Source organism: [Clostridium] hylemonae DSM 15053 (assembly GCF_008281175.1).
Lineage (GTDB): Bacteria > Bacillota > Clostridia > Lachnospirales > Lachnospiraceae > Extibacter > Extibacter hylemonae.
Genome location: NZ_CP036524.1, coordinates 66,602 through 92,221, shown reverse-complemented (window position 1 = coordinate 92,221; position 25,620 = coordinate 66,602). Strand labels below are relative to the sequence as shown.

The window sequence follows — 25,620 nt, the reverse complement described above, 5'->3', positions numbered from 1 at the left end:
ACATTTTTCCGATATCAGTTCAAGGAGAAATAATCATAACACATGGCGTACGGCCTGCACTTCTGCCATTTTCCTTCACCTTTCGGCCCGATAAATCTGCCGTTTTCGGCAATCTTTTTTCCCCGGAGGTATACTTGTTCCGGACGTCCTTTTACCGGAAATCCTTCAAATGGACTGTAGTCTATTCCGTGCAGGCTGTCTTCATTCCGGATAACGCCCTCATAGTCCGGATCAAATATTACCAGATCTGCGTCTGAACCTGCGGCGATCTCCCCTTTCTGCGGGTAAAGTCCCACCACTTTCGCCGGCATGGTGGCAAAAAGCTCTATAAACTTCTGACGGGTGATCCGCCCCTTGCATACCCCTTCCGTCCAGAGCATCGCAAGACGGTCCTGTACGCCCGGACATCCGTTTGGTATCTTTGTAAAGTCGCCGAGTCCTCTTTTCTTTGTCTCAAAACCGCCCTCCAGCGCGCAGTGGTCGGAACCGACCGCCTGAAGCCATCCTTTCTGTACTGCCTCCCAAAGCGCGTCCACATGTTTCTGCGGCCGAAGCGGCGGGGCGCACACATATTTTGCCCCTTCAAAGTCCGGCTTTGCCAGATACTCGGTCGTCAGAGTGAGGTAATGGGTACATGTCTCCCCAAATACAGGATACCCCTGCGTATAAGCCTCCCTGATGGCCTCCATCGCTTCTTTCACACTGACGTGGACGACATAGAGCGGGCAGTCTGCCGTCCTGGCCAGAGCGATGGCCCGCTTTGTCGCCTCTTCTTCCGCCACCGGCGGCCTGGAATAATAGTGGTACACCGGCTCCGTATGTCCCTCCGCAAGATACTTTTTCTGCAGCACATTGATGATGTCCGCATTTTCTGCATGCACCATCATTGTGACGCCGCATTCCCTGGCCTTCATCATGGCCTTCAATATAGATTCATCGTCGGAATAAAAATCAGTGCCCTTGTATGCCATAAAAAGCTTAAGTGTTGACACGCCGACTTCCGGAAGCTGCGCGATCTCCTCAAACACAGATTCTTTCGGGTCCATGATGATCCCGTGAAAGGCAAAGTCGACACAGGCGGTTCCCTGCGCCTTCGCCGCCTGCTTTTTGATCGCGTCAATGAGCGGCACTCCTTTTTCCTGCGGCGCAAAGTCGACGATCGTCGTCGTGCCGCCGGCCGCTGCGGCATCTGTCGTCTCAAAGAGGCGGCCGCCGAATGATCCATAGTGCACATGTTCATCCACCCCGCCCGGGAAGATCAGTTTCCCTTCTGCATGGATGATTTCTTCTGCGTCCCGGCTTATGTTTTTCCCGATCTCCTTTATAATACCGTCCTCAATATAGATATCCGCCTCATACTCATTTACAGAGGTCACAACCGTTCCATTTCTGATCAATGTTCTCATAGTACCCTCCTTTTCTAAAAAGGGGACATTCCGCACAATGTCCCCTTTTGATTCAGTCACTATTTATCATACAGTCTTTCATGCTTCCGGTAGACAGACGCGTCGATGCCTTCCAGATACTGTACAACTTCATCTACAGGCACCACGTCACAGAATTTTGCCTCCATGTCAAATAAGTTCCACTCGATAACTCCCGGCACGCGGTCGCCTACTGTTCCTTCCGGCACGATAGTCTTAAAGCCGTATCCGGTAGAATCCATGACCGTATGGCGCACGCAGGCACATGAGGTGGCTCCCATAACGATCAGCGTATCAACACCCAGGAAATTCAACGTCTGTGCAAGATGTGTCCCGAAAAAGTTAGATGCATATTTTTTATGGATGACCGGTTCCTCCGGCTGCGGCTTGAGCTTCGGGTCTATCTGCAGCCAGTCGTCATTTATGTCAAGCGCGCTCATCGGGATCTTTTCGTCCCATCTCGGAAGATCCCACTGCTTCTCCCCTATGTACCCGGTCGTCGTGTGGAAGATCGGCACTCCTGATCTTCTTCCGGCTTCCAGAACCTTAAGCGCTTCCGCGCACACCTCTTCTGAATGGTCACACGTAAATACGTGCCCTTCGCTCATCCACGCTTTTGCCATATCCACCGTCGTTATGGCAGGCGCCTTTCCAAAGCCCATCTTTCTCATAAAACCGCGTTCTTTATATATTTTTCTTGCTTCTGCAAACGCCCGCTTAAGCAGTTCCTCATCAAACTCATAATGATCCACAAACTTATACTCTTTATTTTCTGCCATATCACGATCCTCCTGATCAAAAATGTTATTCAGTTGCTTTCGCGGCGCCGCATAAAAGAAATATTCCGCTGTTGTTTATTTCTTTTATTTTCTATGCTATTATAATAATCAATCAAATCCTTTTCTACAACCCTATTTGTCTATATGTCAGCATCCATACACTGACACTTTATTGACACTTTTATTTATTTTAATTTATTATCAGTATTTTAATCGAATTATTTTGTATGAACAGTAAACCAGAGACAGGAGGAAGATATGCGTACAAAGAGACTCTCCCCCCTCGGCTTCCTGATGGAATGCCTGAATATCCAGACCGTGTCGCTGTCAAGAGAACTCCATGTGGACGCCAGCCTTGTGAGCAAATGGAAGAGCGGCGACCGGAGTCTGAACAGCAATTCCATGTATTTTGAAGATATCATCAGATTCATAATGAAAGTGAGTGAAAAATCAGACCATCAGCTTCTTTCAAAGGCTCTATCGGAAATATATCCTCTGGAAGGACTTGAAGGCTCTTCATCCCCTGAGCCTTTTGTGCGGAAGCTGCTTTTCAGCGAAAAACTTACGCTGCCCAACCTGAAAGAATTTACCGCGCCGGGGATACAGCCCAAAATACAGATCGGCTCCTGTGAACAGAACAGCGGCCGCAGGCACGCTGTCCTAAAGCTTCTGGATTATGCGGAAACGCTCCCCGTACCCGGAAGGATCATCTTTATAGACTCGGAAGAATACGGATGGCTATTAGAAGATGAAGCGTTTGTCAGGCACTTTGCGGAAAAGATGAATGTGCTGCTGGGACGTGGGTTTTCTGCCCGTTTTGTAATTCATTTTTCTTCATACCGCCAGCGGTTTGTCCGGTTCTTTGAGATGTGCAACCTCCTGCTGTTCCACCGTAATGTGGAATGGTTTTACTATGAATACTACGATGAAAATGTATTCCAGTTCTCCCAGTTTATACTCGACAAAGCCATCTCGCTTTTAGGTATCTCTGCCGGGCAGGACAACTCCACGACCATGGTATTCACAGACACCCCTTCTATCATCCGGCACTGGACGATGGCAGAATCGGTCATCAGCCGCTGCGAAAAGCTGTTTGTCAATTTTCCGGTGGAAAAATGCGCGGATGTGGTGGAATACATACGAGTCATACGCAAGAGAGGGACGCTCTACGCCTATCTTCCGGCGCCGGCATTTGTCTCCGCCCAGTCGGAACTTCTCAGTGAGATCCTTACAGGCAATCATATCGATCCGGCCACCACAGACCAGTGTCTCATTGTAAACCAGAGAATGCGGGATATCGTACACACACAGTTCAGGGGACTTGAAGACGCGCCGGAACGGATCGTACAGATACTTCAGCTGGAAGAAATGGAGCGGCGGGCGTTTCGGACCCCGTTCATCAGCTGCAGTCTCACTCTGCTGGGGGGCCGGCAGGTAAATGTGACAAAACCTCAGTATGCGCGCTGCCTGCGCAGCCTGGCAGACGCTCTTGACAAACATGAGAACCTTGAGATCGTCTTTTTATCGGAGGGAGATAATGCTCCCCTTCCTGCAATCCCGGAGATGAACTGCTGGTGCAAACAGAATACATGGATGGTGCAGATGGATCAGAAAGGCTTCCGCCTGAGCGACGAGGCAAGTATCGTCAATGCCGCATCTGTTACATTTGAACGCTGCATCCGAAGGATACCGCCTAAGCGGAAAGAAAAATCTTCGGTCACCGCATATCTTCTGCAGCTTGCAGATACACTGGAGCGCAGCGGCGTCTGACCATAAAAGTGAGACAGACCTTTTCAAATACGGGCGGTTAGTGGTAGAATATCCTCATGGCGCCTCACCATAGCTGCGCCTTCGCGATAACGAGATGACAAAAAGGATTGGATGATATGACAAAAAAAATAGCAATAATCAACGATTTATCCGGATTTGGCCGCTGTTCGCTCACCGCCGCCATCTCCGTCACCGCCGCCATGGGCGTACAGCCGTGTCCGCTGCCTACGGCAATTCTCAGTGCACAGACAGGATATCCCAGCTACTTCTGCGACGACTATACAGACAAAATGGAAGCCTTCCGTTCCGAATGGAAGAAAATGAATGTACGGTTCGACGGCATATACACCGGGTTTGTCGCCAGTGAAATGCAGATCCGGCATATACACAGGTTTATCGATACATTCTGCGGCGAAGATACTTTTCTTCTCGTAGACCCTGTCATGGGAGACAACGGGAATACTTACGCCATGTTCACCGAACAACTCCGGTGCCAGATGCGGGAACTGGCCTTGCGGGCCGACATCATCACCCCAAACCTTACCGAACTGTGCCTCCTTACAGGCACAGACTACCATACCCTTGCGGATATAAAGGATACCGGGCATCTGACTGAAACCATTGACCGGGCCGGCAAAGAACTGTGTAAAGAAGGTCCCGGTGAGATCATCGTCACCGGCATCCGCCACAAAAGTGAAAATGGGACTGACATGATGGGCAACCTGTATATCACGAAAGAATTCTGCAAATTGTCTTCTTTCCCTTACATCGGCGGAAGTTACTCCGGGACCGGCGATCTATTCGCCTCGTGTCTCGCGGCAGGTATTGCCCGCGGCGATTCCATACCGGATATCATGGAGACTGCAGGAGCATTTCTGGAGCTTGCCCTTGCCGATTCCGTGAAAGAACAGGTCCCCCGCAATGACGGTGTGAATTATGAGAAATTCCTTCCCATGCTTCTGAAAGGGGCCTGACCCCTCTCAGAAAACCGGACGACAAAAACAGCCTGCCCTTCTTGCGAAGTGCAGGCCGTTGTCCGTTAAATTATCAAAAATACAAATATTCAAATGAAAGTAAAACTCTTCTGCTCTGAAACATATTTCTTAATAATTCTTATCTTGGAATCTTCTTACAGACTATGCTGCGCAAACATTAACTGCTTTCAGCTTGCTGCTGTCTTTCGGATCTGTCTCTGTGTCGAAAGTCACTTTCTGTCCTTCTTCCAGAGTCTTAAATCCGTTAGAAACGATCGCTGAAAAATGTACGAATACATCTCCGCCCTGGTCATCTGTAATAAATCCAAATCCTTTTTGTGAGTTAAACCACTTTACTGTACCGCTGTTCATTGTCAGTACCTCCATTTTAATAATATTTGTATCTGAGATAAAAAAAAGTACCTTTACTTGTAAATCATCCTGAAACGACTTACAAACATAGGTACGATTCAAATCTCTTTGATTACTTGCTTAGCTTAACATGTATATTACAAAAAGTAAAGGATTATTTTATATTATTTTATTTTTTTAAACTGGACTGCTCAAATATTAAATATCTGGACTTTTTAATACATCCACTTTAATGTTATGATTATCACCAAACAATGAAAGGACTGATGATTATGAAACAGAACATGCAACAGGGAAAAGCGATCCCGCTGCTCACCGCTGCCGGGCTCTTTGCTGCGATGATCACACTTATGACAGCCTATATCTTCCACATACCTTATGGGACAAACGGCGGATATATACATTTTGGAGATACTTTCATATACATTGCGGCCGTCCTGCTCCCCAGACCTTATGCTCTGGCAGCGGCAGCGATCGGAGGCGGTCTTGCGGATATGCTCACCGCGCCTATGTGGGCGCCGGCCACCATCATCATAAAGATGCTGATCACCCTCCCATTTACAAGTCACAACGGCCGGATGCTCAGCCCGAGGAATGTGGCGGCGCCGTTTATCGCCGCGCTCATATCAGCCGCCGGCTACTATCTGGCAGAAGGGATCCTCTTTGGCTCCTTCCTGTCTCCTATTGCCTCACTGACCGGCAGCGCCGTGCAGTCCGGCGGAAGCGCCGTTATCTTTCTGGCCGCCGCCGCGGCGCTCGACAGAATCCACATGAAGAACCGCGCAGATCAGCTGCTGTTCCTGCAATAATGAAGTAATATCTGAAAGGAGATAATAAAATGGCTGATATCCTATATACTTACAAAAATCAGGTCTATGCCAATATCACAAACAAATGCGACTGCCGCTGCACCTTCTGTATACGAAGCCACGAAGATTCCGTGGGGGATGCCAAGACGCTCTGGCACAAGACAGATCCCTCCCTGGAAGAAGTCATAGCCGCCATGGACGCATTTGACTTTACAGGCTATGACGAACTCGTCTATTGTGGTTACGGAGAGCCGACCTGCGCTCTGGAAACTCTGACCGCATCCGCAAAATACGCAAAAGAAAAGTACGGTGTACGCATCCGCGTCAACACGAACGGACTCGCAAACCTGTACTACGGCCGGGACATTATCCCCGCGCTCGCCGGGATCGTAGATTCCGTATCTATCAGCCTGAATGCCCCGACAAGCGAAGAATACGATAAAGTGACACGCCCCCGGTTTACCGGCGCGTTCGATGCGCTGCTGCAGTTTGCGTCCGAATGTAAAGATTATATTCCCGATGTAAGGCTTACCATCGTAGATGTGCTTCCCCAGGATAAAATAGAAGCAAGCCAGGCGCTGGCAGACTCTCTCGGCATCACATTAAGGATACGTAAATACGCGTGACCCAGGCCTTCTCCTTACACTCCACGGCAGATCAATATTCAAAAAGAATTACTCTCGTCTTCCCTTTTTCTTAATAAGTTGTCTGTATGATAATAAGAAAAAGAGGGAGGCTGAGAAGAAGCATATGACACAAACGACGATTCAATTAAGTTTTTTTGAAGCAATACTAGACTTGTTGATGCCTGGGCCGCTGTATGCGGCGAGTCTTATATTAATTGGAATTTTGCTGTTTTTCTTTTTCCGAAAGGATAAAGGACTGCCCCGGTTCAGGACAGCATTTGGTTCACTTTTATTATATTATTATCTGGGCATCGTCTTTCGCAACGTTGTCGGTATACCGACGATCAAAGAATTTATCCGGCTGGACAGTCTCGGGGAATCTATCTTTAATCCTATTGTTAACTGGATTCCGTTTGCCGATGGGATAAGCTTTGATTTCATACTGAATATCCTTTGTTTTATTCCGTTCGGCTTTCTCTGTCCGCTCATCAGCGGCACATATAAACAACTAAAAAAAGTGATCTTCCTCGGCTTCTTACTTTCACTCCTGATCGAAGTCAGCCAGATGTTTACACTGTACAGAGCTACAGATATCAATGATCTGATCACAAATGTTCTCGGCACGGCCGCCGGTTACCTGTGCTTCAGACTTGTTGTAAAGCTGAGGAACGCAATAACGGGCAAGGCGTATACCGCCTCCGCAGCAAATGATTCTGCACTGTTTCTGCCTCCTCTGGTCACACTACTGGCCTTTATCATAGTATTTATAACCTAGCTTCATTCTTTTTTGTCCGCTGCATTAGCGGCACACTCCCATCCTCTGCTTCTCTGGGCATGGACGCTTATGTGAAGTATGTTTGTGACGATAATGATAATAAGAAACCACAAATGAGAGGAGATGCAGTGCATGGAAATACAAAGTATTCCTTTTCCCGGCAAGGAACCGGCAGACGATAAAACGGCTTCTTTAGCTGACATTGCGTCACATATCAGCACATGGAAGCCTGAGGCTGAAATGGAGTTTGTGGAAAACGCGGAAGCATCATACCATAAAACGGCGGAAAGAAACGACACCTCTGAAATATCAGACGAGAGTAAAGCTGATACATCAAAAGAGGCAGAAGCGGTCAGAAGGATCGAACAGCTCCTGGCAAAACTCCGGATATGGCAGCCGCTTTTAAGTTCTGATTCTGAAAAAGAACTGGAACGGTTAAAAGAACTCTATATGACTATTTTGAAACAGATCGTAAGTCTGACAGAACACGACGAACAAAAAAGGCTGCTCAGCCTGTTGGATTCTTACACATTCGGGAATCTGGCAAAACTCGTGGAAAAGCATTTCAGCACGCTGGACGGTTTCCTTCACCAGTATGGAGAACATTGGAACCGGACCAGTCTGTTCAACAGTCTTTTTAGATCCGCCACCGGCAGGAGTCTCCCGCCGGAAACAGTCGGCCGGCTGCTGGATGAAGCGAACTCTGCCTGGAACGGCAAAGAGAACTATAAAGAGATAATACATACAAAGAACGTACACGAGGGTATTTTGTATTCCAGACATTTATCTGAAAAAGCTGTTCCGTACAGCAAAGCTTTCAGCGGCAGAAAATTGGTGGAAGCCGATTACCTGAGCGGCACATTCCCGGAATATGGAAAAGTTACGGATGCAAATAAGCTGGTTACACATAGCAGCCCAAGGCAAAATATATTCTTCCAGGTGCAGGACCTACAGGCCGCTGAAACATTTCTGACCCATTTTCTCGGGGAAGGGAATTTGCTCAGTAATACGCAGATAACTGCCTGGAATCCTCAGCTCAGGGGATTTCTGGCTGCAGATACCTGGTTGAAATCCATTGTCTATCTTCAGGCATCAGGGATTCAGAAAACACTGGCAGGCAGCATTTCACGGGCGATCGACCGGATGATGCTGTTTTATATCAACAGTGCGGCAGCACAAAAATGTACCGCCGCATCGTCATATATATCCCATGACTCAGCCTCGGATAAAGAAAACCGTGAGCCGGCAGTATTTGATATATACTGCCGGCTCAGGATGCTCTGTCAAAAGGAACCAAATGCCGGAAAAGCGCTTACCTCCATATTGAAGTATGCTTACAGTCAGTACGAAAACCAAGACAGAAAGGAAGGTTTCTTTTTCGCACACCCGGACCCGTCAAAAAGCGACTGTAAAAAGGGGTTCCTGCTGTTGAAAAAGGACTGGCGGCAGTTTGTGGACGGACTGCCGGTTTCCATGCGCAGAAAACGGGAACTGGAAGCCTCTTTTATGAGTCCATGGGGTGATTATGTCTCCCCGCTCAACCCGCTGTACAACCCGGAGGCGGCTCATCCTGCCATCATCGGCGGTCTGGTCACCGCCGCGGTCGTGATCGTGTTCTGTCTGTTTACGTAAATGCTCCCATTAAGCTCTGTCCAGAATATAATCCTCTTCAAAATCTTTTACAGGAACCGGACGCGCAAACAGGTACCCCTGTCCATTCGGGCAGTCAAGTGATTTCAGAATATCCTCCTGGCGGCTTGTTTCCACACCTTCTGCGATCATTTCTATATCCAGCTCCCTGCACATCTGTATGACATTGCGCAGGATAATACGGCTCCGCTGGTGGCTGACCAGCGTTTGGATCAAGCTCTTGTCCAGCTTCAGTGTATCAAAATGAATATCATTCAGTACAGACAGATTACTGTAGCGGATACCGAAATCATCCAGAGATATACGCAGGCCAAGATCACTGATCTCCTGTACCGTCTTATAGAGCATGGCTGAACAGTGTTCCACCGTGCTCTCTGTCATCTCAATCTCAAGACATCTCCTTGAAAAATCATATTTATCCAGAACTTTCTTCATACTGTTGATAATATCATCCTCCATCAGTGTGACTCTTGAAAAGTTCAGGGAAATGATCAAATCATTCCGATTCCACTTCTCCAGCAGTCTGCATACCTCTTCCAAAACGAAAAGGTCAATATAGCGGATGATCCCGTTTGACTCTAAAACAGGTATAAACTCAGAAGGCGGCAGGATGCCGAATTCCGGGTGCTGCTGGCGGATCAGAGCCTCCGCACCGATCCATTTGTGGTTTTCCAGATGGTATTTGGGCTGCAGATAAACGACATACTCCCCTCTTTGGATCTGCTTGATCAGATTTCTAAGCAGCTGGCGGTGCTGCGCATCATCACTCCCATGCATTTCATCATAATGACGCTTCTTATTCAACTTCATCACATCATCTGCGGCATGGATCAATGCCGCCAGATCATGTTCTACACTGTCCCATGAAAATCCCAGAGATACACTGAAATTTTCATTTTTCTCGATTTTCTCCCGCAGCTTTTGAACCTTGTCCTCCAGCACGGCTTTTTCACTATTCACGGCAATGATCAGGAATTCATCCCCATTAAAACGGTAAATATCCGTCTGCGCAAAGATCATTTTCATCAGATTTGCCAGATGGCGGATATATTGATCTCCGGTAACAGTACCATAATCCTCATTGATCTTCTTCAGATTATCTATATTGGCGACGATCACACCGAGTGAACTTACCTCCTCTGTCTGATAACGCGGCAGATTATTCTCATAACTGTTTCTGTTCAGTACATCTGTCAGAAGATCATAGTGATTGGCATGAAGCGCAGCCTGGAACAGACGGTGGCGTTTGATCTCATTGACTATAAAACCGGACAGGGATTCCAGAAATGAAACATTCTGAAAATTGGCATTGGTATTATCTATGACCAGACAGCCGTACTCCTCCCCATGCTCCTCCAGATGGATCCAGTGCTGATTTTCCACATGATGGCTCTGCATCAGCTGGTACATGTCGAAAGACTCTCCGATCATTGCCTGCGGATTCTCCAGCTTCACCGGTTCGTTCCACTTCTGCGCACTGAGCCATGCGCTGAGCACTGCCACCTCCTCTTCGCTCAGTGTCCATTGGTCCCCTGAGTCCCCGACAAACCATTCGCTGTTCAGTGCATAAAGACCGCTCTGTTCATCCATCATCCAGATCCCCGCATGATATGCCTTGAAAAAATGACAGATCGTCTCCAGAATACTCTGCATCGCCTCATCAAAACTTACTCGCTCCTGCATATGCTGAATACCGCTGAGCAGAAAATGGCTCTCTGTGGCGTTACTTTCCATGGAATCCACAATACTCTTATCATTGGATATGTCAACGGCGATCGCCAGTAAAACAACCTGCTGCTTCCATGTGATCAGTTTATTTTTGATGAGAAATTCCTGTTCCAGCGCGGTATTCATGTCCTTCCATAAATAGAATTTATCTTTGGACCAGTTTGCCTTTGCGCAAAACGGACACGGCGTCTTCCTCCTATGCATGATCTCATAGCACTTTTTATCACGGCACTGGCTTTTCGTAAGCCCGACACGGTCATAAAACGCCTGGTTTCCCAAGAGCAGAGCATAGCTGTCCGGATCAACAAGATAGGAGATATCGCCAAACTCTCCCAGATAGGTATCAAAATCCTTTTTTTCCAACAGCTCCAGATTTTCATAGCCTGCCTCTGCACCTTCCGCCGCCGTCATTGACTGAAGTTCTTTTATATCCAGCTTGGGCTTTACTTCCCTGTTGTAATACTGATATAAACCTTTCTGTGAATTTTTCACCTCATACAGCGTCTTATCCGCCTGTTCAAACACAGTCTCATAATCACTGCTGCCTTTTATCAGGGTAATGCCTGCGCTGAATTTAATATCATACCTCTTATCCTCCTGCAGCTTCTGATACAGATCCATCAATGCATCATCGACCTCTTTATCAGACGTGATCTGTTCCATAAGAACAAGGAATTCATCACCGCCGAAACGTCCTACGACACAGTGCTCGTGAAAGACTGCCTTCAGATGGTCTGCAAACAGTATCAGGGTATCATCGCCGGCTTTATGTCCGTAGCTGTCATTGATATCTTTAAAATTATCAAGATCCAGAATCAGAAAGGCCCGCAGTTCTGCCGGTTCGCGGAGACATTGAATGATTTTTGATTCTGCGCTTTTTTTATTATACACATCCGTCAGCTGATCGAATTCCGATTCATAGCGCAGCTGGAAGCTGCTTTTCTTCCGTTCATCAATATCCGTCAGATACATCAGCGCCATTAGTTCATTCTGAAGCGGCTCCTTAAACAGCAGGATTTCTATCTCCATCCACATCATTTTATTTTGTTCTATGATCCTGCGGAATTCATATTTCAATCTGGTAAGGCCGTTTTGATAAGACTGCCTGAGGTTATCCCGGTCCATCAGCTCCATGTAACCCCCGCGGTCCTCCGGATGTACGACCTTATGAATGAAACGTGTATAAAGCTGTGTATAGGTCATCTCTTCAGTCAGTTCATTATAAAGGTTCCAGATGCCGCCCATTCCATAAAACTGGTCCTGAGTTATATTAATATGTCCATATGCCTTCTTCTCCGATAACAGCATATGATAAAACTGCGTTTCCTTCAGATATGTTAAATACTCCTGCTTTTCCCTGGATATGTCTTCGATAAACCCCAGGATGACAGGCCCCTTGTCCTCTATTTTTTCATAGGAACTGAACTGAAAACGGACCCATTCCCCACTCGTCAGCCTCACTTCGTTTATAGTACGGACGTGCTGCTTCAGCGTTTTATGAAATGCATGCTGCAGTTTGTCATCGTCCGCCTTGCTCAATGGCAGGACCTTTTCTGCATACTCAGAAGAGTATGCAGAAAAAGTAAGCACCTTAGGAAAACCTGAAAGGATTTTTTTCTGGCTGGCCATATAGACGATCTGGTTTTTAACGTCTACGACAAAAGCTTCCTGCCGGATCTGTGTAAATAAAATGTGCAGCAGCTGAAGCATATCCTCATTTTTTGTTTTATCAAGTACAAAATCACTTACATCCAATGACATGCAGCAGTAAATTCCATCTGCTTCGCTCAGTTTCATCCGGGTATAAAAACGGTGCTTTCTATTATGTACTTCCGCATCATGAAGAAATTCCCTGCTTTTTATATCCTCCTGGTATCCCTCGAAAAACTTTTCTGTAGAAAGTAAGGATGAAAGACTGTTTTTATATTTATATCTGACATCATCCCTGCTCTGCTGCAGCATCGAATAAAAAGCGGCATTACCGTACAATATCGTGAGCTCAGTATCCCTTTTTAAAAAGTAACAGGCCAGGGGGAAATATTCCACCATATCTTTTAGCTGTTCTATATATTCATCCGATAAAATCGTATCATATTCATTCATAACAATCTCTCCTTGTCTTATCTCCATAATCTGCAATCAGCAGCTTTTAATCCTTCAATATATACGCCATGGTTCTCATCTCAAATACTTTTATAAAATAAAGCAAGACGTTACTAAGTGTATAGAGAATTGTCCGGATAGTTTTAAAACAAGGAATGCTTACCTGTGAAAATAGACAATGACCTGAAAGGAGAGGTTCATAAACGTAAAGTATGATTGGTCTTATCATTCGGCAAGCCTACGCATAAAACAGATCCGCTCAAGCAGCATTATCTTGTCGGCACTTCTTCAATGAAGAAGCAAACATTTTCTATACTGCTATTATTTTACAACAGAATTCCTTGTTTTGAAAGGATAAAACGTGCTTGATAGCGTTTCTGTTCTTTCAAGATGATCTCCTCACAAAATGTCCCACTTTTTTTCATAACTTTCTGTCTCTCCAGCGCAGCTTTTCCATCACGGCCACCCGTCATGCGGATGGTTAACTCTGAGGCTATAGGCCCCGGTTACCGGCCAATGCTTCAAGACGCTGGCTTTCACTTTACCCAAGCTGCTATGACGTGTGAAGATACTGATTATGAGAATAGAATGATTCATCTGCATAGGCAGGCTGCTTGTGAGTTAATGTTTAATATTGAAAAGAGAGCCTGTTTCCAAGCTCTCCGCATTTTACTATAGTTTTATTATTTATTTCCAAGTACCCTCCGCGTGCCAATGGATATATGCACGTCGTACAGATGTAAGTGAAAAGGAAGTTATTACAAATACGTTAAATCCAGTCATTGCTTTATCTGCATTAATTCCTACCCATGATGACTCTTGCCTTGCCGTGACTTTTTGAGCAACAATAACCGCTCTCGTTATGGATGGAACAGGAAATGTAACCGGGATCTCTTCGGATATGTAGCAAGTGCCCGCCGCTGTCTTAGACAGGTAATCTGCCTCCTTTACTCCCCACATTTCTAGCGTCCCATCCGCATATTTGCGATAACTTCCATTGTCATTACTTCCAGCTTCCACAATAGAATTGTGGTATAAGATCATCCCCTGCCGTGCATCCAGCGCATACCCTTCTTCCGTAGTCTCGAGGTTGTTCGCAATATTCACAGGTCCGACCGGTCCCTGCTCTCCTTTGTCACCCTTTGGTCCCTGGATTCCCTGCGGGCCCTGTGCCCCGGCCGCACCGGTATCACCTTTTGGACCTGTGGCACCCTGCGGACCTGTCGCTCCTGTCGGACCTTGAGGTCCTGTCAGTCCCTGGGGACCCGTCAATCCCTGCGGACCTGTCGCGCCGGTCAAACCCTGGGGCCCCATCGGACCAGTCTCTCCTTTGTCACCCTTATCGCCTTTCGGGCCGGTTGCCGGCACCTGCGTATCCATATCACCTATGTACCAATTGCCGTTGGTCCCGATATGCGGCGTGATGCCGTCGTCACCTCTTGCTTTGACTCCCGTGTCATAGCCATTAATAAACCAGTTTCCGTTGTCACCGATATAGATCTCCGGTATAAAGTTTGCATTTTCTTCCATTTTGTGTCCCTCCTAAATTATATAATAAGTGTATCCTACCAGTAATTATCAGGACAAAGAGGGACACATATTAACTTTTTCAGGGTACCGCTCCCTCTTCTGAATAACGATTCCAGCCGCCTATAAATGAAAGATGGAAGAATGGACGGATATAAAAGCAGGCAACTATTTTATGTCTCTTATACAACACAACTATCAAAAAACCGACGTAAACACGTCGGTTTTGCAATCCCTCTGACCGGAATCTGACAGTTTTAAATAACCAAAATACTGATAAAAAGGGCTTTAAAGACTTCATCACAGCCTCTTAAACGAGAAAATACTAATCTTCTTTCCTAATACTCCTCACGCAGATAAAAATGACTATTGCTGTTGCTATGAGAAATTCCGAAAAAATGATTGATGGATTGCCAAATCCAAAATCAAAAGCTATATAATGTCCAATAAAAGCGACTGCAAAAAACAGAAGATATACACCAACTGCATACATGACACAACGGACAATTTTATTACGCTGTTTCTCCCTCAATAATATCTGCTGTTGTTGTTTCTCCAAAATGTTCGTTTTAACTGATAACTCATCAATCTCAGCCGGTTTCAAAAGATAGTCGGTTGTAACATTGAACACAGAACTTAACGCCACTATCTTTTCCAGTTCAGGTACTGCCTGACCGCTTTCCCATTTTGAAACAGACTGTCTTGAAACATTTAACTTCTCCGCTAGTTCTTCCTGTGTTAAGTCATTGCTTTTACGCAATGTCAAAATTTTTTCTGCAAACTCCATAAAGGGTCCCTCCATTTTTTCCTGATAAAAGAATAGTACCAAAAACCTCGGTTGCAATCTATACAGCGGAGTATATATTTACGCAACTCATGGTAGAAAAGTGACAACATACTTTCTGTTTGCGTTTAAAAATATGTGTTTATGCATCACGAATGAACCCCAAAGTTTTTACGCTCTGGGGTTATGTTGTATCAATTATTAAGATAATCCAAGCAGATTGCTCCATGTCTTGACACCAACGATACCGTCTGCCACGAGTCCATGCGCTCTCTGGTATGCCTTGATTGCTGCCTGTGTCTTAGTTCCGTTGATGCCATCGACAACTCCGCAATTATACCCGAGAGCGTTTAGCCGCTCCTGAAGCAATGCCGTTATATTGCCCCGGCTCGTCCGCCCAAGCTGCGGGCATCCGGCCAGTGTATTAGGACCGGTAAGCCCGTCAACGGTCTGATAACTGAATCCCTGAGCGTTACATTCCGCCTGTAGGCGAGACACCCATGCGTCACCTTTCTCTGTTGGCTTTGCTGGCGTCGGTGTCGTAGTTGCCGCGCTGCCGGCGGCGCCTGCAATATCCGAAAACGGAAATTTAGTTCCAGGGCAAGATGTCGCACATACATCACGATGCGCCTGTACCTTACTTATGCCATATTTCTTTTTGAGTTCTGCGACAAGTTCCTTTCCGGCCGCTTTCTGTGCTGCCGGCATGGTCTCCGTCATGTATGCCCCCTCAAAACATATGCCGATACTGTCAGAGTTGCTGCCGGATGCATGAGCGCCAACCGCCCATTCCGGCCGTCCGCGGTATATAGAGCCATCTTTACGCACCAGGAAATGGTATCCGATGCCCGCCCATCCATTATTTTTGTGCCAGCGGTGGATGTCCTGTACGGTACAGTTCGATGCCTCCGCGTGGTGCAGGATAATAAGTTTCGTAGCACTCCTGCGGCTCATTGATCCGAAGGATAAGTTCGTTTCCTTGATATTCATATCCTCTTTCTCCTTTTATTGAAAAGAGAGCCTGTCTCCAATCTCTCCGCATTTTACTATAATTTCCAGCGGCCGACTGCTATAATGCTGATATCAGTTAACAATTCTGACGTACTTACAGGATTGCAGAATTTCAAACCAACCGTTTGTAAGTCACCTGATGAACGTATGCTTGCAACGTATGTTAAGCCGGCGGAACCGGCAGAAGCGGTTATTGAAGGTTTGCCAACGAACGCCTTCGCGAACTTAAAATATTGAGTTCCGGTGTGGTACACGGATCCATATGCCACGCTGTAATTATATATTGCGCTCTTGGATATCCAACATAGTTGCGTACCGTCCTTATATCGTACATATCCATCGCCGGATTCTGTAATGCCACCAATGCCTAAATTGTCACTTAGAATCTTCCCCTGTCTGGCATCTAACGCGTAGCCTTCTTCCGTGGTCTCAAGGTTGTTCGCAATATTCACTGGACCGGCCGGCCCCTGATCTCCTTTATCACCCTTTGGGCCCTGGATTCCCTGCGGACCTTGCGGACCAACTGCACCGGTATCTCCCTTGGGCCCTGTAGCCCCCTGTGGACCGGTAGCACCAGTTGGACCTTGAGGTCCCGTCAGTCCTTGAGGACCAGTCAACCCCTGTGGTCCTGTGGCGCCTGTTGGTCCCTGCAGTCCTATCGGACCGGCGTCACCCTTATCGCCCTTCGGACCAGTTGCCGACACTCCTGTGTCGATGTCACCAATATACCAATTGCCGTTGGCGCTGATATGCGGCGTGATGCCATCGTCACCTCTTGCTTTTACCCCTGTGTCATAATTGTTAATAAACCAGTTTCCATTTTCACCGATATAAATTTCCGGTATGAAACTTGCGTTTTCTTCCATTTTGTGTTCCTCCTTGTAATTTGATAGCTGTATCTTATCAACAACTACCAGGACAAAGAGGGACACCTGCACAAATTATTTACTATTCAGCTTTTCCCGCCTGCTTTATAAGCTGGTTTATTTATGTACTCACTCCTGCTACCAGAATCCCATAGACAACTGCTGTAAAGACTTCAAGGGCTACGTCCTGCCCTGTAGCATAACTGGCCGTGGTCATTACCCAAATTCTACACACGAAGATACCTATGGGCCAAGTACCAACGGAATATACTTGTCCTTCAAAAATGGGACCTGTGTAAACCACATACCCAAAAAGTATAATACGATCGTCACGATAATTAGTTCCAGTTATACATAATTCATAATCTGTTCCATATTTCTCACCTTTTCTACTTGTCGAAGATTGATTCAAGCCAATCATCATGAATCCGTTTTATGTTATCTATCACATTTCTAGTAATCTGGTGGTTCAGCATTGCTGACAGACATTTTAATTGCTGTTTCTGCATCTCTCCCAAAGCTTTCAGGCGTTTATAATTCAATTCATTGTATTCTTCCAGCTGTTTCACTCACTTGGAAGTTTTGAACGCCGGCCGCAGCACTTCCATACAATTGCACCGGTCCCGCCTATAATACTTATCCCACCGCAGACGCTTAATATGGTCTGTATAATTTGCACTCCCCTTTTCCTGCCTTTCTTATTCCTCTAAATGTCTTACAGTACAACCAATGAAATGGATACCGGGAATATAAAAGTATAAGCTATCAATGCAAAAAATGTAATACAAGAGATATCTGTACCGAAAGCAAGCGTTGCCAGAAGACAGTCACAAGACATATCTGGGAAGATTATATAGATCAGTCAAAAGATATCCGCCATTCGCCAAAAGGGCAAGAAAGCTACGGGATACGCTCCAGACGATTGAGCAGGTATTTGCGGATGCAAAAGAAAAATATAAAATGAGATACACGGCATACCGCGGACTGAAACGGGGCAGTATGTGGGTCCGGCTTAAATATGCTGCCATGAATCTGAAAAAGCTGGCAATGTGGGGATGGAAAGCTCTCCATTTGGAGCTGATTTCTCGAGATAATCTTTTTCAGTCTGAAACCGCACAGAAAGGGGGATTGCGCCATCTCTATTGTTAGTTGCACAAAATATGTACAATTTTTTGTACATATTAAAGCCTTGCCTTTATCCATCAAAAGACATTATCATCAGGATAGTGCGTCATAATATCCTCAACCTTGCAATTCAAAATATTGCATAACTTATCTATGGTATTCACTTCAACATTTCTATTATGTCTCAATCGGTTCAGTTGAGAGCGATTCATGTGGTGCTTTGTATATAAATCATATTGAGTAATCTCTTTAGATTTCATTGTCTCCCACAACTTATCGTACTTTATCATTCTGCAATTTCTTCACTTTCTCTAATAATTATATTGCTATGTACTTATTATTATCGTACTATAAATGTAATAACAATGCTCGCCTACAAAACCCCAAGAAGTCTTTGACAGAAGATTATGAAAAGCTTTGTAATTAAATGCAACTGAGTTTCTAATTTTAGCTATACCTACGATGCAAAACATACTCTAGACAAATTTAAAATTAGAATTAAATCGATGTATAAGATTATAGTCACTTTTTTTAAGGCAATAATATAGACTCTAGTATGAATATTGAAAATAGGAGGATGAATTATGAGTATGTTTATGATAGGTATATTATTTATTATGTTATTACCATTGGCTATCATAAAGATGTTGATAGACCACAAAGTAACTTTGCTATTAGGTGTAATGACTATAATAGGATTTGCGCTAATAATATTATCCTTTTATAAACTCGCCAAAAAGTCCTATGAAAAAGTAAATTATGGCTTTATTTGGGGAGGCTTTGTATTATATACCATAGCTTCACTTATAGTACCATTAAGTTTATATGAATTACAAAATTTGAAGAAGCCAGACATATTTGGTACTATCAAAAATGGAGAAGCATGGAAAATAGGCATTACTCTTTTTATATCTTTTTTAATGTTCTTAATTGCATTATATAGTGTGCGTTTATGTAAACATCAATTTATACAAACAATAATTATTTTGATACCCGTAATTATTTTAATTGTTGCTTTTTCATACAGTGCAATCAATTGTACTAGAAGCAATTCTGAATACATAGTCCAAGATATGAATTCAAAAGATACATTAGTACAATATACACTAAAAAAAGAGGCAAAAATATATTATACTGGATATCGAGAAGGTAAAAATACTATCTATTGTTTTCCTCTTTTATCGCCAATAAAATATTCTTGCGATTCATTTCAAGAAGGTGAAACAGTTTATGTAGATATCGATTCGTGGAAAGGTATCTATGAAAACAACATAACAACATTTGACAAAGACAATCCTTTAAAAGGCCGAAAATATGTTAAAGTATCAAATGGGTCAAAAGCCGGTTTTGTAAAAACAAGTGCATTACAATAAAAACAAGATGTTCCATTTTATTATAAATCACAAAGAATCTGAATATAGGACTGTTGATTCATAAAATATTTTCTAGTAAGGAACAAGGCGAAGCCGATACGGCGCAGGGCAATTCTTTACAGAACGGACGAAGCCAACAATACCATGATACTAACGAGGACTTGAAAGGTGATAAACCTTGCAAGCCCTCTTGTCTGTTATTGATCTTCTTTTGCGAAATATAACGCTTCTTTTTCCACTTCTTTCAAAAATGCATCTATTATGAGTTTATCAGATTCTTCCTCCTGTTTATAGCATTTTGCTCTTTGAGAGTAACTCAATTCTGTTATCTTAGGTTTACAGATTTCCCCATCAATTCCATAATAATAAATCTTTGATGTAAACAGGCTGTAAGAACACTATTTTGACAACATACTGGAAGATGTCTATAAAAATTGAGAACAGCACCGTTTCGAGACAAAGATTGTATCCGGCAAGACGATTAATGAAGATATCGGAATATGGCATCGTTTCATAGACAATTCTGAAATATCTTCAAAGCAAATTATGGAAATAAAACCAAAACATATGATGAAGCTTCGGTTTACAGGTGCTTCTATGCTTTATAATGCGGGAATAAAGCCGTTGATATCCAGCCTTTTTAGTACACTCTACACTTACCATGACAGAGCATTACATAGGACAGCGAGTGTCTGAGAGAGATGCCTCTAAAATGGCAAAAATATTGACATAAACCGCGTATTTACGGGATACACAACTTTTTACTTAAAACAAAAAATGCCTCAATCCCTCTATTTATAAGGGTTTGAAGCATCTCTCACTAATGCCGCAGACCGGAATCGAACCGGTACGGGAGTATAAGTCCCGCAGGATTTTAAGTCCTGTGCGTCTGCCAGTTCCGCCACTGCGGCATATGGGACCTATAGGGCTCGAACCTATGACCCTCTGCTTGTAAGGCAGATGCTCTCCCAGCTGAGCTAAGATCCCATATAACGACCCAGAAGAGACTCGAACTCTCGACCTCCGCCGTGACAGGGCGGCGCTCTAACCAACTGAGCCACTGGGCCTAACTATTACTACTTTGAAAATTTGATGAATTGTTTAAAACAACGCATGCCGCAGCACTTATCCTGAAATACGGACTTAGTGCTGAGACGCTGCAGTGGACCCTCGGGGACTCGAACCCAGGACCGATCGGTTATGAGCCGATTGCTCTAACCAGCTGAGCTAAGGGTCCAAAAACTTATAAGTCCCTTATAGGAACTAAGCCGTTGACCGGACTTGAACCGGTAACCTGCTGATTACAAATCAGCTGCTCTGCCAATTGAGCCACAACGGCAAATCAAAAATGACTCCGACGGGAATCGAACCCGTGTTACCGCCGTGAAAGGGCGATGTCTTAACCGCTTGACCACGGAGCCAAAATACTTATATTTAAACGGCCTGTCTCATGGAGTGACCGAAAATTATAATATCATAAACCTGCCGTAAATGCAATACTTTTTGCTCATTTTTTAAAGAATTTGTCCCTTCTGTCATTCTTTACCATTGCGTAAAAATTTATTCATTTCCAGCTTTTGTCACTGTAATATAAACAGTTCCTCCACCGTAGTATCCAGCAGTCTTGCAAGCTTCATAGCCAGCTCAAGTGTCGGATTGTACTTATCATTTTCAATTGCAATGATCGTCTGCCTCGACACCCCGGAACGGGCGGCCAGATCTTCCTGACGCAGTCCCCTGCTCTTTCTCAGCTGCTTAATGTTATTTTTCACTAATGCTCCCACCTTACATATACAGCTATAATAATACCGGTTAAAACGGCCGCCGTCACAATCCCCATAAAAATAATAGTTAAGAGTGTTCTGGAAAATGAAAGTTCGTGGTACTCCTCCTCTCCCTTGACCGCTTCTTTTTGGTAATAAAGCTGCGAACAAGTTTCGACCGTGAAAGTAGTACACAGTAAAATTAAAGGCATAAAGCTGGCTGATGTCTTCTGTACATATAACTTATATATTTCATAAAAGGACCAGACACCAAGCACCACAGTGACATATACCAGCGCATTGCGCTGTCCTTTCAGGATTATACTTCTCTCCATCTCGTCCATTCTCCGAAGCTCTGCGCGTCTGAACAACTTTTTCATAGTACACCTCCTGATGTAAAAAGTTCTTTACATTTCAATCATAACATGTAAGTTTTAAATGTCAAGAACTCTTTACATTCCTAGGATAACAGCCGTTCTTTCTGCTAAAAGAAGCTCCTGATATGTCAATCATTAATACGCGAATACATTTTCATATCCACGATCTTCCCATTCTTGACCGCATTTTTGCGCAAAAGTCCCTCAAACTGAAATCCTGCTTTTTCAAGGACGCGGCATGAGGCAGTATTGTAAGAAAAAGGCTCCGCAAATATTCTTATAATATTTGTATGTTCAAATACATAATCGCACGTCTTTCGTACGGCGCTCGTTCCTAACCCTTTTCCCCAGAAAGGCTCACCGATATAATATCCCATCTCGGCAGTGCGGAAGTGAATGTTACCGCACCGGAAGACCCCGATACTTCCCACCGCCCTGTCATCCGCCGTAATGGCAAATGCAATCGTTTCCTCCGGGTCCGCAGCCAGCATGGACGCTATGAATTCCTTACCATCTTTCTCCGTGTAAGGATACGGCATACCGTCTCTTAAATTATCCTGGACCTTCTTATTATTCAGCATCCTGGAAACATCTGCCGCGTCTTCCATTCTCCAGCATCGAATAGCACATTCCATAACATTCCTCCATTCTCTTTTGAAAATTATACCACAAGTATATATTAATTTCTTTTTTGTTTAATAAAATCCGTCTGCACTCCATCATCTGGATACGTTGTATTAAAGGGACTTCTATAAGTTATTTGGCAGGCTGGCCTGGCAGCTACGCGTCAGAACCTGATAAATATTCAGATATCTGACCGAGGTACTCTTTTCTTTCCTGCTCAGTAAGGCTGTCGATCCCGCCCAGATTCTTCCACACGGCATTGTGGAAACCGACGGCCTCAAACGTAGCTCCTATTAAGGTGCCATTTATGGCATCACCAAATTTATGTATCAAATTGTCAGTTGAAGTAGAAGATGTTGTAAATATATAGGTATCCTCTATGCTGCGCAACGCATGAAGACCTGTATCATCACTGTAATATGCCGAATCTTTCAACATGACCTTATCTAAAAATCCGCGCATAACAGCGGGCATATCATACCACCAGACAGGAAAAATAAATATAATTCTGTCTGTATCATCCAATATTTCATTATATCGCTTTACGAGCAGATCCGATGTTCTCCCTTCACCGTACAGTTTTAAATCTTCCTCAGACATAACAGGGTCAAATCTGTCTTTGTACAAATCAATCAGATAACAATCCCCCGCTGCTTTCTCGGCTTCCTCCAAAACAGCCCTGTTAAAAGAGCCGTCCCACGGATGCGCATATACTATCGTTGTTTTCATAATGAATCTCCTCCTTTTCTAAATGTCAATAATTTTATACTTATGTTTTGAATACGGCAATATCTTATTCAATATGTCCTCTGTTTTTACTTTCATATATCCGGTCGTAGTTCCATCGCTGCAGCCATAATACTCCGTGTCTGCAACATCCTTATCAAATATTACCTGTATTGTCTTGTCCCAGTCGTGCAATACACTGTAAACAGTCGCTGCGCCGATCTTCGTTTCAAGTATCTCTTCAAATAATTCCTTCGGCGCAAAGGATACCCTCGGTATGTTGAGCTGTTCACAGAATTTCTTTGTGTCAAACGGTTTATTATCTGTTGTAATGAACAAATAAAACAGTGTTTTCTTCTTATTGCATAAAAACAATGTCTTAACCATATCCATATCCAGCCTTCTGTTGATCAGCACACAGTCCTCCATTGTAATGGCTTCGTCCGTATCCACCCTCTTATAAGGTACTTTTAATTCACCAAGAACCTGATATACCTTTTTCTGCAGCGGGCTTTTAAAGCTGCCCGGCTCCGTTGTTCTGATCTCGCTTACATAAAACATTATATATCCACTTCCTTTGGTATATTGTGATTTTACTTGCCAACTCAGGGTATCTTCAGCTATTATTGTATCATACCATTAAGAATTACAATAACGAATGTTTTTCATGTTAGTCATGATATTTTCAGATATATCAGGAGGCAGACACTATGGACATGAATATTCAAAAATATATGGCATTTATAAAAACAGTAGAATATGGCAGCTTCACAAAGGCTGCTGAGATTTTAAATTATTCCCAATCCGGCATCAGCCGGATGATAAACGACCTGGAAAAAGAATGGAAGGTTATCCTTCTGGAACGCAGAAAAACCGGTGTTAAACTGACCAGTGACGGAATGAAACTGCTTCCATTTGCTAAAGAAGTGTGTCGGAAATACGAAATGCTGCAGATGCAGGTGGACGAATTAAATGGCCTTCAGTCTGGCTTTATCCGCATAGGTACATTTTCAAGTGTTGCAACACACTGGCTTCCGAATATCATACATGAATTTCAGAAATCATACCCTCATATTGAATATGAACTGCGTCTTGGAAACTACAGTGAGATTGAGGAATGGCTGCTGGAGGGAAGTGTAGACTGTGGCTTCCTGCGGCTTCCTGTCCGCTCAGACCTCGATACGCTTCCGTTGGAGCAGGACGCGCTGCTCGCGGTCCTCCCGGTCTCACATCCGATGGCAGATTGTGACAGATTCCCCATCTCTTCATTCTGCAGAGAACCTTTCATAATGCTTGAACGGGAAAATAATACAGAGATTGCGGATATATTCAGTCGGTTTTCTCTGAAGCCACAGACCCGCCTTATCACATGGGATGACTATGCAGTTATGTCCATGGTTGAAAAAGGTCTCGGAATCAGTATGCTCCATCAGCTTATTTTGAAGCGGACGCCTTACAACATTATTGTCAAGGAACTGGATCCTCCGATATATCGTGATATCTGCTTTGCGGTGAGAAATAAAAAGACCGCCTCACTCGCAGTGAAAAGATTCTCTGAATACTTGAAGTACCGGCAGGACAGTTTTATCTAAATGAACAGTAATACTTTATCAGTTCGCAGAGTCTGTCTCCCGAGCACACCGGCACCACTGCAGTTGTATGCCTCAACTCAACATCTTCCAAAATATTTTCTCCCGCCGTCAGTACGAGCGCCGGTATGACGTCATACCGCGGCCCAAACAGCACTTCCAGATATTCACTGTATTTTGCCGCCTGTTCAATGTCCTCGTCCGTCTTTTCATTCTTCATCTTAAACTCCAGAGAAAAGACCTTCTCATCTGTCACAAGTATGACATCCGCGTATATGCGTATGGTCTTCGCACGCTTAATACGGAGCTCAAAAATGATCTCCCACTCTCTCCATATGGTATTTGGCAGACCGTCTGCAATAAAATCACCGAACAGATTCTGCATCGTATTATAAGTGTCTTCAAAGGAATGGAATAATCCCCTCGTATCGTTCAGATTCCGTCCGATATGCCGGCATCCCTGTTTTAGTCTGCCGATGAACTCATCAAAATCAATGTCTAAAAACTCGCCGGCCAAGCTGTAGTACCCGCAGAAATCTTCTATTCCATAATGGGGCACATTCTGGCGTATCAGGCCGTGCCACCGGTATTCTTTATCCTGGTAACAGAGCTCTTTTATGTATGGTGAGCCGTACAGATAACGATTAATTGTCTGGCGTGTCTCTCCTGTATATCTTCCTATTTCCTTTGCCTTTATCCCCTCATAACTGCAAATGACCGAATAAATTTTTCTTTCTGCAGCGTCCATCCATACACACACCTTTCTCTTATTCTTGCAAACCTTCTCCTTTTCACGTATGCTGTGTATAGGACATATCGTATAAACCAGCTCCATAACAGATCGT

25 protein-coding genes, 6 tRNA genes and 1 pseudogene are annotated in these 25,620 nt (G+C 44.4%); 9 read left to right on the top strand and 23 right to left on the bottom strand.

Translation table 11 applies throughout. The features are described from left to right. Positions 1–14: 14 nt before the first annotated feature. Positions 15–1,406 (bottom strand): dihydropyrimidinase, encoded by a 1,392-nt coding sequence (gene hydA / locus LAJLEIBI_RS00465; RefSeq protein ID WP_040435832.1) that lies wholly within the window; start codon positions 1,404–1,406, stop codon positions 15–17. 59 nt (positions 1,407–1,465) lie between these two features. After that, positions 1,466–2,203 carry an isochorismatase family protein gene (locus LAJLEIBI_RS00460; RefSeq protein ID WP_006444538.1) on the bottom strand — a complete coding sequence of 246 codons (738 nt, stop codon included), beginning with the start codon at positions 2,201–2,203 and terminating at the stop codon, positions 1,466–1,468. A gap of 258 nt (positions 2,204–2,461) precedes the next feature. Between LAJLEIBI_RS00460 and LAJLEIBI_RS00455 the strand changes: the two genes are divergently transcribed. Beyond that, positions 2,462–3,973, top strand: a complete 1,512-nt coding sequence (locus LAJLEIBI_RS00455) for a hypothetical protein (protein ID WP_006444539.1) — start codon at positions 2,462–2,464, stop codon at positions 3,971–3,973. 116 nt (positions 3,974–4,089) lie between these two features. Then, entirely contained in the window at positions 4,090–4,947 is an 858-nt protein-coding gene (locus LAJLEIBI_RS00450) for a pyridoxamine kinase (protein ID WP_006444540.1), read from the top strand. A gap of 162 nt (positions 4,948–5,109) precedes the next feature. Here LAJLEIBI_RS00450 and LAJLEIBI_RS00445 read toward each other — a convergent pair whose 3' ends face one another. Further along, a complete protein-coding gene (locus LAJLEIBI_RS00445; protein WP_040435834.1) occupies positions 5,110–5,319 on the bottom strand; it encodes a cold-shock protein in 210 nt (69 codons plus the stop codon). Positions 5,320–5,591: 272 nt separating this feature from the next. On the opposite strand from LAJLEIBI_RS00445, the gene LAJLEIBI_RS00440 reads away from it, so the two are divergent. The 4 genes from LAJLEIBI_RS00440 (at position 5,592) to LAJLEIBI_RS00425 (ending at position 9,161) form a co-directional block, all read left to right on the top strand. Further along, positions 5,592–6,128, top strand: a complete 537-nt coding sequence (locus LAJLEIBI_RS00440) for a TIGR04002 family protein (protein ID WP_083790658.1) — start codon at positions 5,592–5,594, stop codon at positions 6,126–6,128. Positions 6,129–6,157: 29 nt separating this feature from the next. Further along, positions 6,158–6,754 carry a TIGR04100 family radical SAM protein gene (locus LAJLEIBI_RS00435; RefSeq protein WP_006444543.1) on the top strand — a complete coding sequence of 199 codons (597 nt, stop codon included), beginning with the start codon at positions 6,158–6,160 and terminating at the stop codon, positions 6,752–6,754. Positions 6,755–6,878: 124 nt separating this feature from the next. Beyond that, positions 6,879–7,529 (top strand): VanZ family protein, encoded by a 651-nt coding sequence (locus LAJLEIBI_RS00430; RefSeq protein ID WP_006444544.1) that lies wholly within the window; start codon positions 6,879–6,881, stop codon positions 7,527–7,529. Positions 7,530–7,661: 132 nt separating this feature from the next. Beyond that, a complete protein-coding gene (locus LAJLEIBI_RS00425) occupies positions 7,662–9,161 on the top strand; it encodes a V-type ATP synthase subunit E family protein (RefSeq protein WP_040435836.1) in 1,500 nt (499 codons plus the stop codon). Between the two features lie 9 nt (positions 9,162–9,170). Here the strand turns inward: LAJLEIBI_RS00425 and LAJLEIBI_RS00420 are convergent, their stop codons facing one another. From LAJLEIBI_RS00420 to LAJLEIBI_RS18265, 7 genes and pseudogenes are all read right to left on the bottom strand, one after another. Next, positions 9,171–13,010 (bottom strand): bifunctional diguanylate cyclase/phosphodiesterase, encoded by a 3,840-nt coding sequence (locus LAJLEIBI_RS00420; protein ID WP_205689578.1) that lies wholly within the window; start codon positions 13,008–13,010, stop codon positions 9,171–9,173. 687 nt (positions 13,011–13,697) lie between these two features. After that, positions 13,698–14,540 carry a collagen-like domain-containing protein gene (locus tag LAJLEIBI_RS18640; protein WP_006444550.1) on the bottom strand — a complete coding sequence of 281 codons (843 nt, stop codon included), beginning with the start codon at positions 14,538–14,540 and terminating at the stop codon, positions 13,698–13,700. Between the two features lie 322 nt (positions 14,541–14,862). Next, entirely contained in the window at positions 14,863–15,324 is a 462-nt protein-coding gene (locus LAJLEIBI_RS00410) for a helix-turn-helix domain-containing protein (protein ID WP_040435837.1), read from the bottom strand. A 198-nt stretch (positions 15,325–15,522) separates the two neighbouring features. Next, a complete protein-coding gene (locus tag LAJLEIBI_RS00405) occupies positions 15,523–16,311 on the bottom strand; it encodes a peptidoglycan recognition protein family protein (RefSeq protein WP_006444552.1) in 789 nt (262 codons plus the stop codon). Positions 16,312–16,367: 56 nt separating this feature from the next. Further along, on the bottom strand, positions 16,368–17,198 hold the full coding sequence (locus LAJLEIBI_RS18275; RefSeq protein WP_050765556.1) for a collagen-like domain-containing protein: 831 nt from the start codon (positions 17,196–17,198) through the stop codon (positions 16,368–16,370). A 121-nt stretch (positions 17,199–17,319) separates the two neighbouring features. Continuing rightward, positions 17,320–17,546 (bottom strand): annotated as a pseudogene (locus LAJLEIBI_RS19435) (phage holin family protein). 41 nt (positions 17,547–17,587) lie between these two features. Beyond that, positions 17,588–17,767, bottom strand: a complete 180-nt coding sequence (locus LAJLEIBI_RS18265) for a hypothetical protein (protein WP_006444554.1) — start codon at positions 17,765–17,767, stop codon at positions 17,588–17,590. A 244-nt stretch (positions 17,768–18,011) separates the two neighbouring features. Between LAJLEIBI_RS18265 and LAJLEIBI_RS19740 the strand changes: the two genes are divergently transcribed. Further along, positions 18,012–18,347, top strand: a complete 336-nt coding sequence (locus tag LAJLEIBI_RS19740) for a transposase (RefSeq protein WP_006444556.1) — start codon at positions 18,012–18,014, stop codon at positions 18,345–18,347. 53 nt (positions 18,348–18,400) lie between these two features. Here the strand turns inward: LAJLEIBI_RS19740 and LAJLEIBI_RS00380 are convergent, their stop codons facing one another. Beyond that, positions 18,401–18,613: a helix-turn-helix domain-containing protein gene (locus tag LAJLEIBI_RS00380; RefSeq protein WP_006444557.1), complete on the bottom strand. Its 213-nt coding sequence runs from the start codon at positions 18,611–18,613 to the stop codon at positions 18,401–18,403. Between the two features lie 294 nt (positions 18,614–18,907). On the opposite strand from LAJLEIBI_RS00380, the gene LAJLEIBI_RS00375 reads away from it, so the two are divergent. After that, positions 18,908–19,696 carry a hypothetical protein gene (locus LAJLEIBI_RS00375; RefSeq protein ID WP_006444558.1) on the top strand — a complete coding sequence of 263 codons (789 nt, stop codon included), beginning with the start codon at positions 18,908–18,910 and terminating at the stop codon, positions 19,694–19,696. Positions 19,697–20,520: 824 nt separating this feature from the next. Here LAJLEIBI_RS00375 and LAJLEIBI_RS00370 read toward each other — a convergent pair. The 11 genes from LAJLEIBI_RS00370 to LAJLEIBI_RS00320 all read right to left on the bottom strand — a co-directional run bounded on the left by LAJLEIBI_RS00370 (position 20,521) and on the right by LAJLEIBI_RS00320 (position 23,747). Then, positions 20,521–20,607 (bottom strand) — tRNA-Leu (locus LAJLEIBI_RS00370). A gap of 3 nt (positions 20,608–20,610) precedes the next feature. Continuing rightward, positions 20,611–20,683 (bottom strand) — tRNA-Val (locus tag LAJLEIBI_RS00365). A gap of 6 nt (positions 20,684–20,689) precedes the next feature. Beyond that, positions 20,690–20,763 (bottom strand) — tRNA-Asp (locus LAJLEIBI_RS00360). Positions 20,764–20,859: 96 nt separating this feature from the next. Next, positions 20,860–20,933 (bottom strand) — tRNA-Ile (locus LAJLEIBI_RS00355). Between the two features lie 29 nt (positions 20,934–20,962). Beyond that, positions 20,963–21,035: transfer RNA gene (locus LAJLEIBI_RS00350), tRNA-Thr, on the bottom strand. A 10-nt stretch (positions 21,036–21,045) separates the two neighbouring features. Then, positions 21,046–21,117, bottom strand: a tRNA-Glu gene (locus tag LAJLEIBI_RS00345). A 159-nt stretch (positions 21,118–21,276) separates the two neighbouring features. Beyond that, the gene (locus LAJLEIBI_RS00340) at positions 21,277–21,468 is read right to left on the bottom strand and encodes a helix-turn-helix transcriptional regulator (protein ID WP_006444560.1); all 192 of its coding nucleotides are present in this window, start codon (positions 21,466–21,468) and stop codon (positions 21,277–21,279) included. Continuing rightward, on the bottom strand, positions 21,468–21,839 hold the full coding sequence (locus tag LAJLEIBI_RS00335) for a hypothetical protein (protein ID WP_006444561.1): 372 nt from the start codon (positions 21,837–21,839) through the stop codon (positions 21,468–21,470). The genes LAJLEIBI_RS00340 and LAJLEIBI_RS00335 overlap by 1 nt, the downstream gene beginning before the upstream one ends. A 125-nt stretch (positions 21,840–21,964) precedes the next feature. Then, entirely contained in the window at positions 21,965–22,471 is a 507-nt protein-coding gene (locus tag LAJLEIBI_RS00330; protein ID WP_040435840.1) for a GNAT family N-acetyltransferase, read from the bottom strand. 145 nt (positions 22,472–22,616) lie between these two features. Further along, the gene (locus LAJLEIBI_RS00325; RefSeq protein ID WP_006444563.1) at positions 22,617–23,189 is read right to left on the bottom strand and encodes an NAD(P)H-dependent oxidoreductase; all 573 of its coding nucleotides are present in this window, start codon (positions 23,187–23,189) and stop codon (positions 22,617–22,619) included. Positions 23,190–23,207: 18 nt separating this feature from the next. After that, positions 23,208–23,747, bottom strand: a complete 540-nt coding sequence (locus tag LAJLEIBI_RS00320; protein ID WP_006444564.1) for a prolyl-tRNA synthetase associated domain-containing protein — start codon at positions 23,745–23,747, stop codon at positions 23,208–23,210. Positions 23,748–23,896: 149 nt separating this feature from the next. On the opposite strand from LAJLEIBI_RS00320, the gene LAJLEIBI_RS00315 reads away from it, so the two are divergent. Further along, the gene (locus LAJLEIBI_RS00315) at positions 23,897–24,778 is read left to right on the top strand and encodes a LysR family transcriptional regulator (RefSeq protein ID WP_006444565.1); all 882 of its coding nucleotides are present in this window, start codon (positions 23,897–23,899) and stop codon (positions 24,776–24,778) included. Here the strand turns inward: LAJLEIBI_RS00315 and LAJLEIBI_RS00310 are convergent. Then, a complete protein-coding gene (locus LAJLEIBI_RS00310; RefSeq protein ID WP_147570545.1) occupies positions 24,771–25,523 on the bottom strand; it encodes a helix-turn-helix domain containing protein in 753 nt (250 codons plus the stop codon). The two genes, LAJLEIBI_RS00315 and LAJLEIBI_RS00310, sit on opposite strands and share 8 nt — an antisense overlap. Positions 25,524–25,620 lie beyond the last annotated feature (97 nt).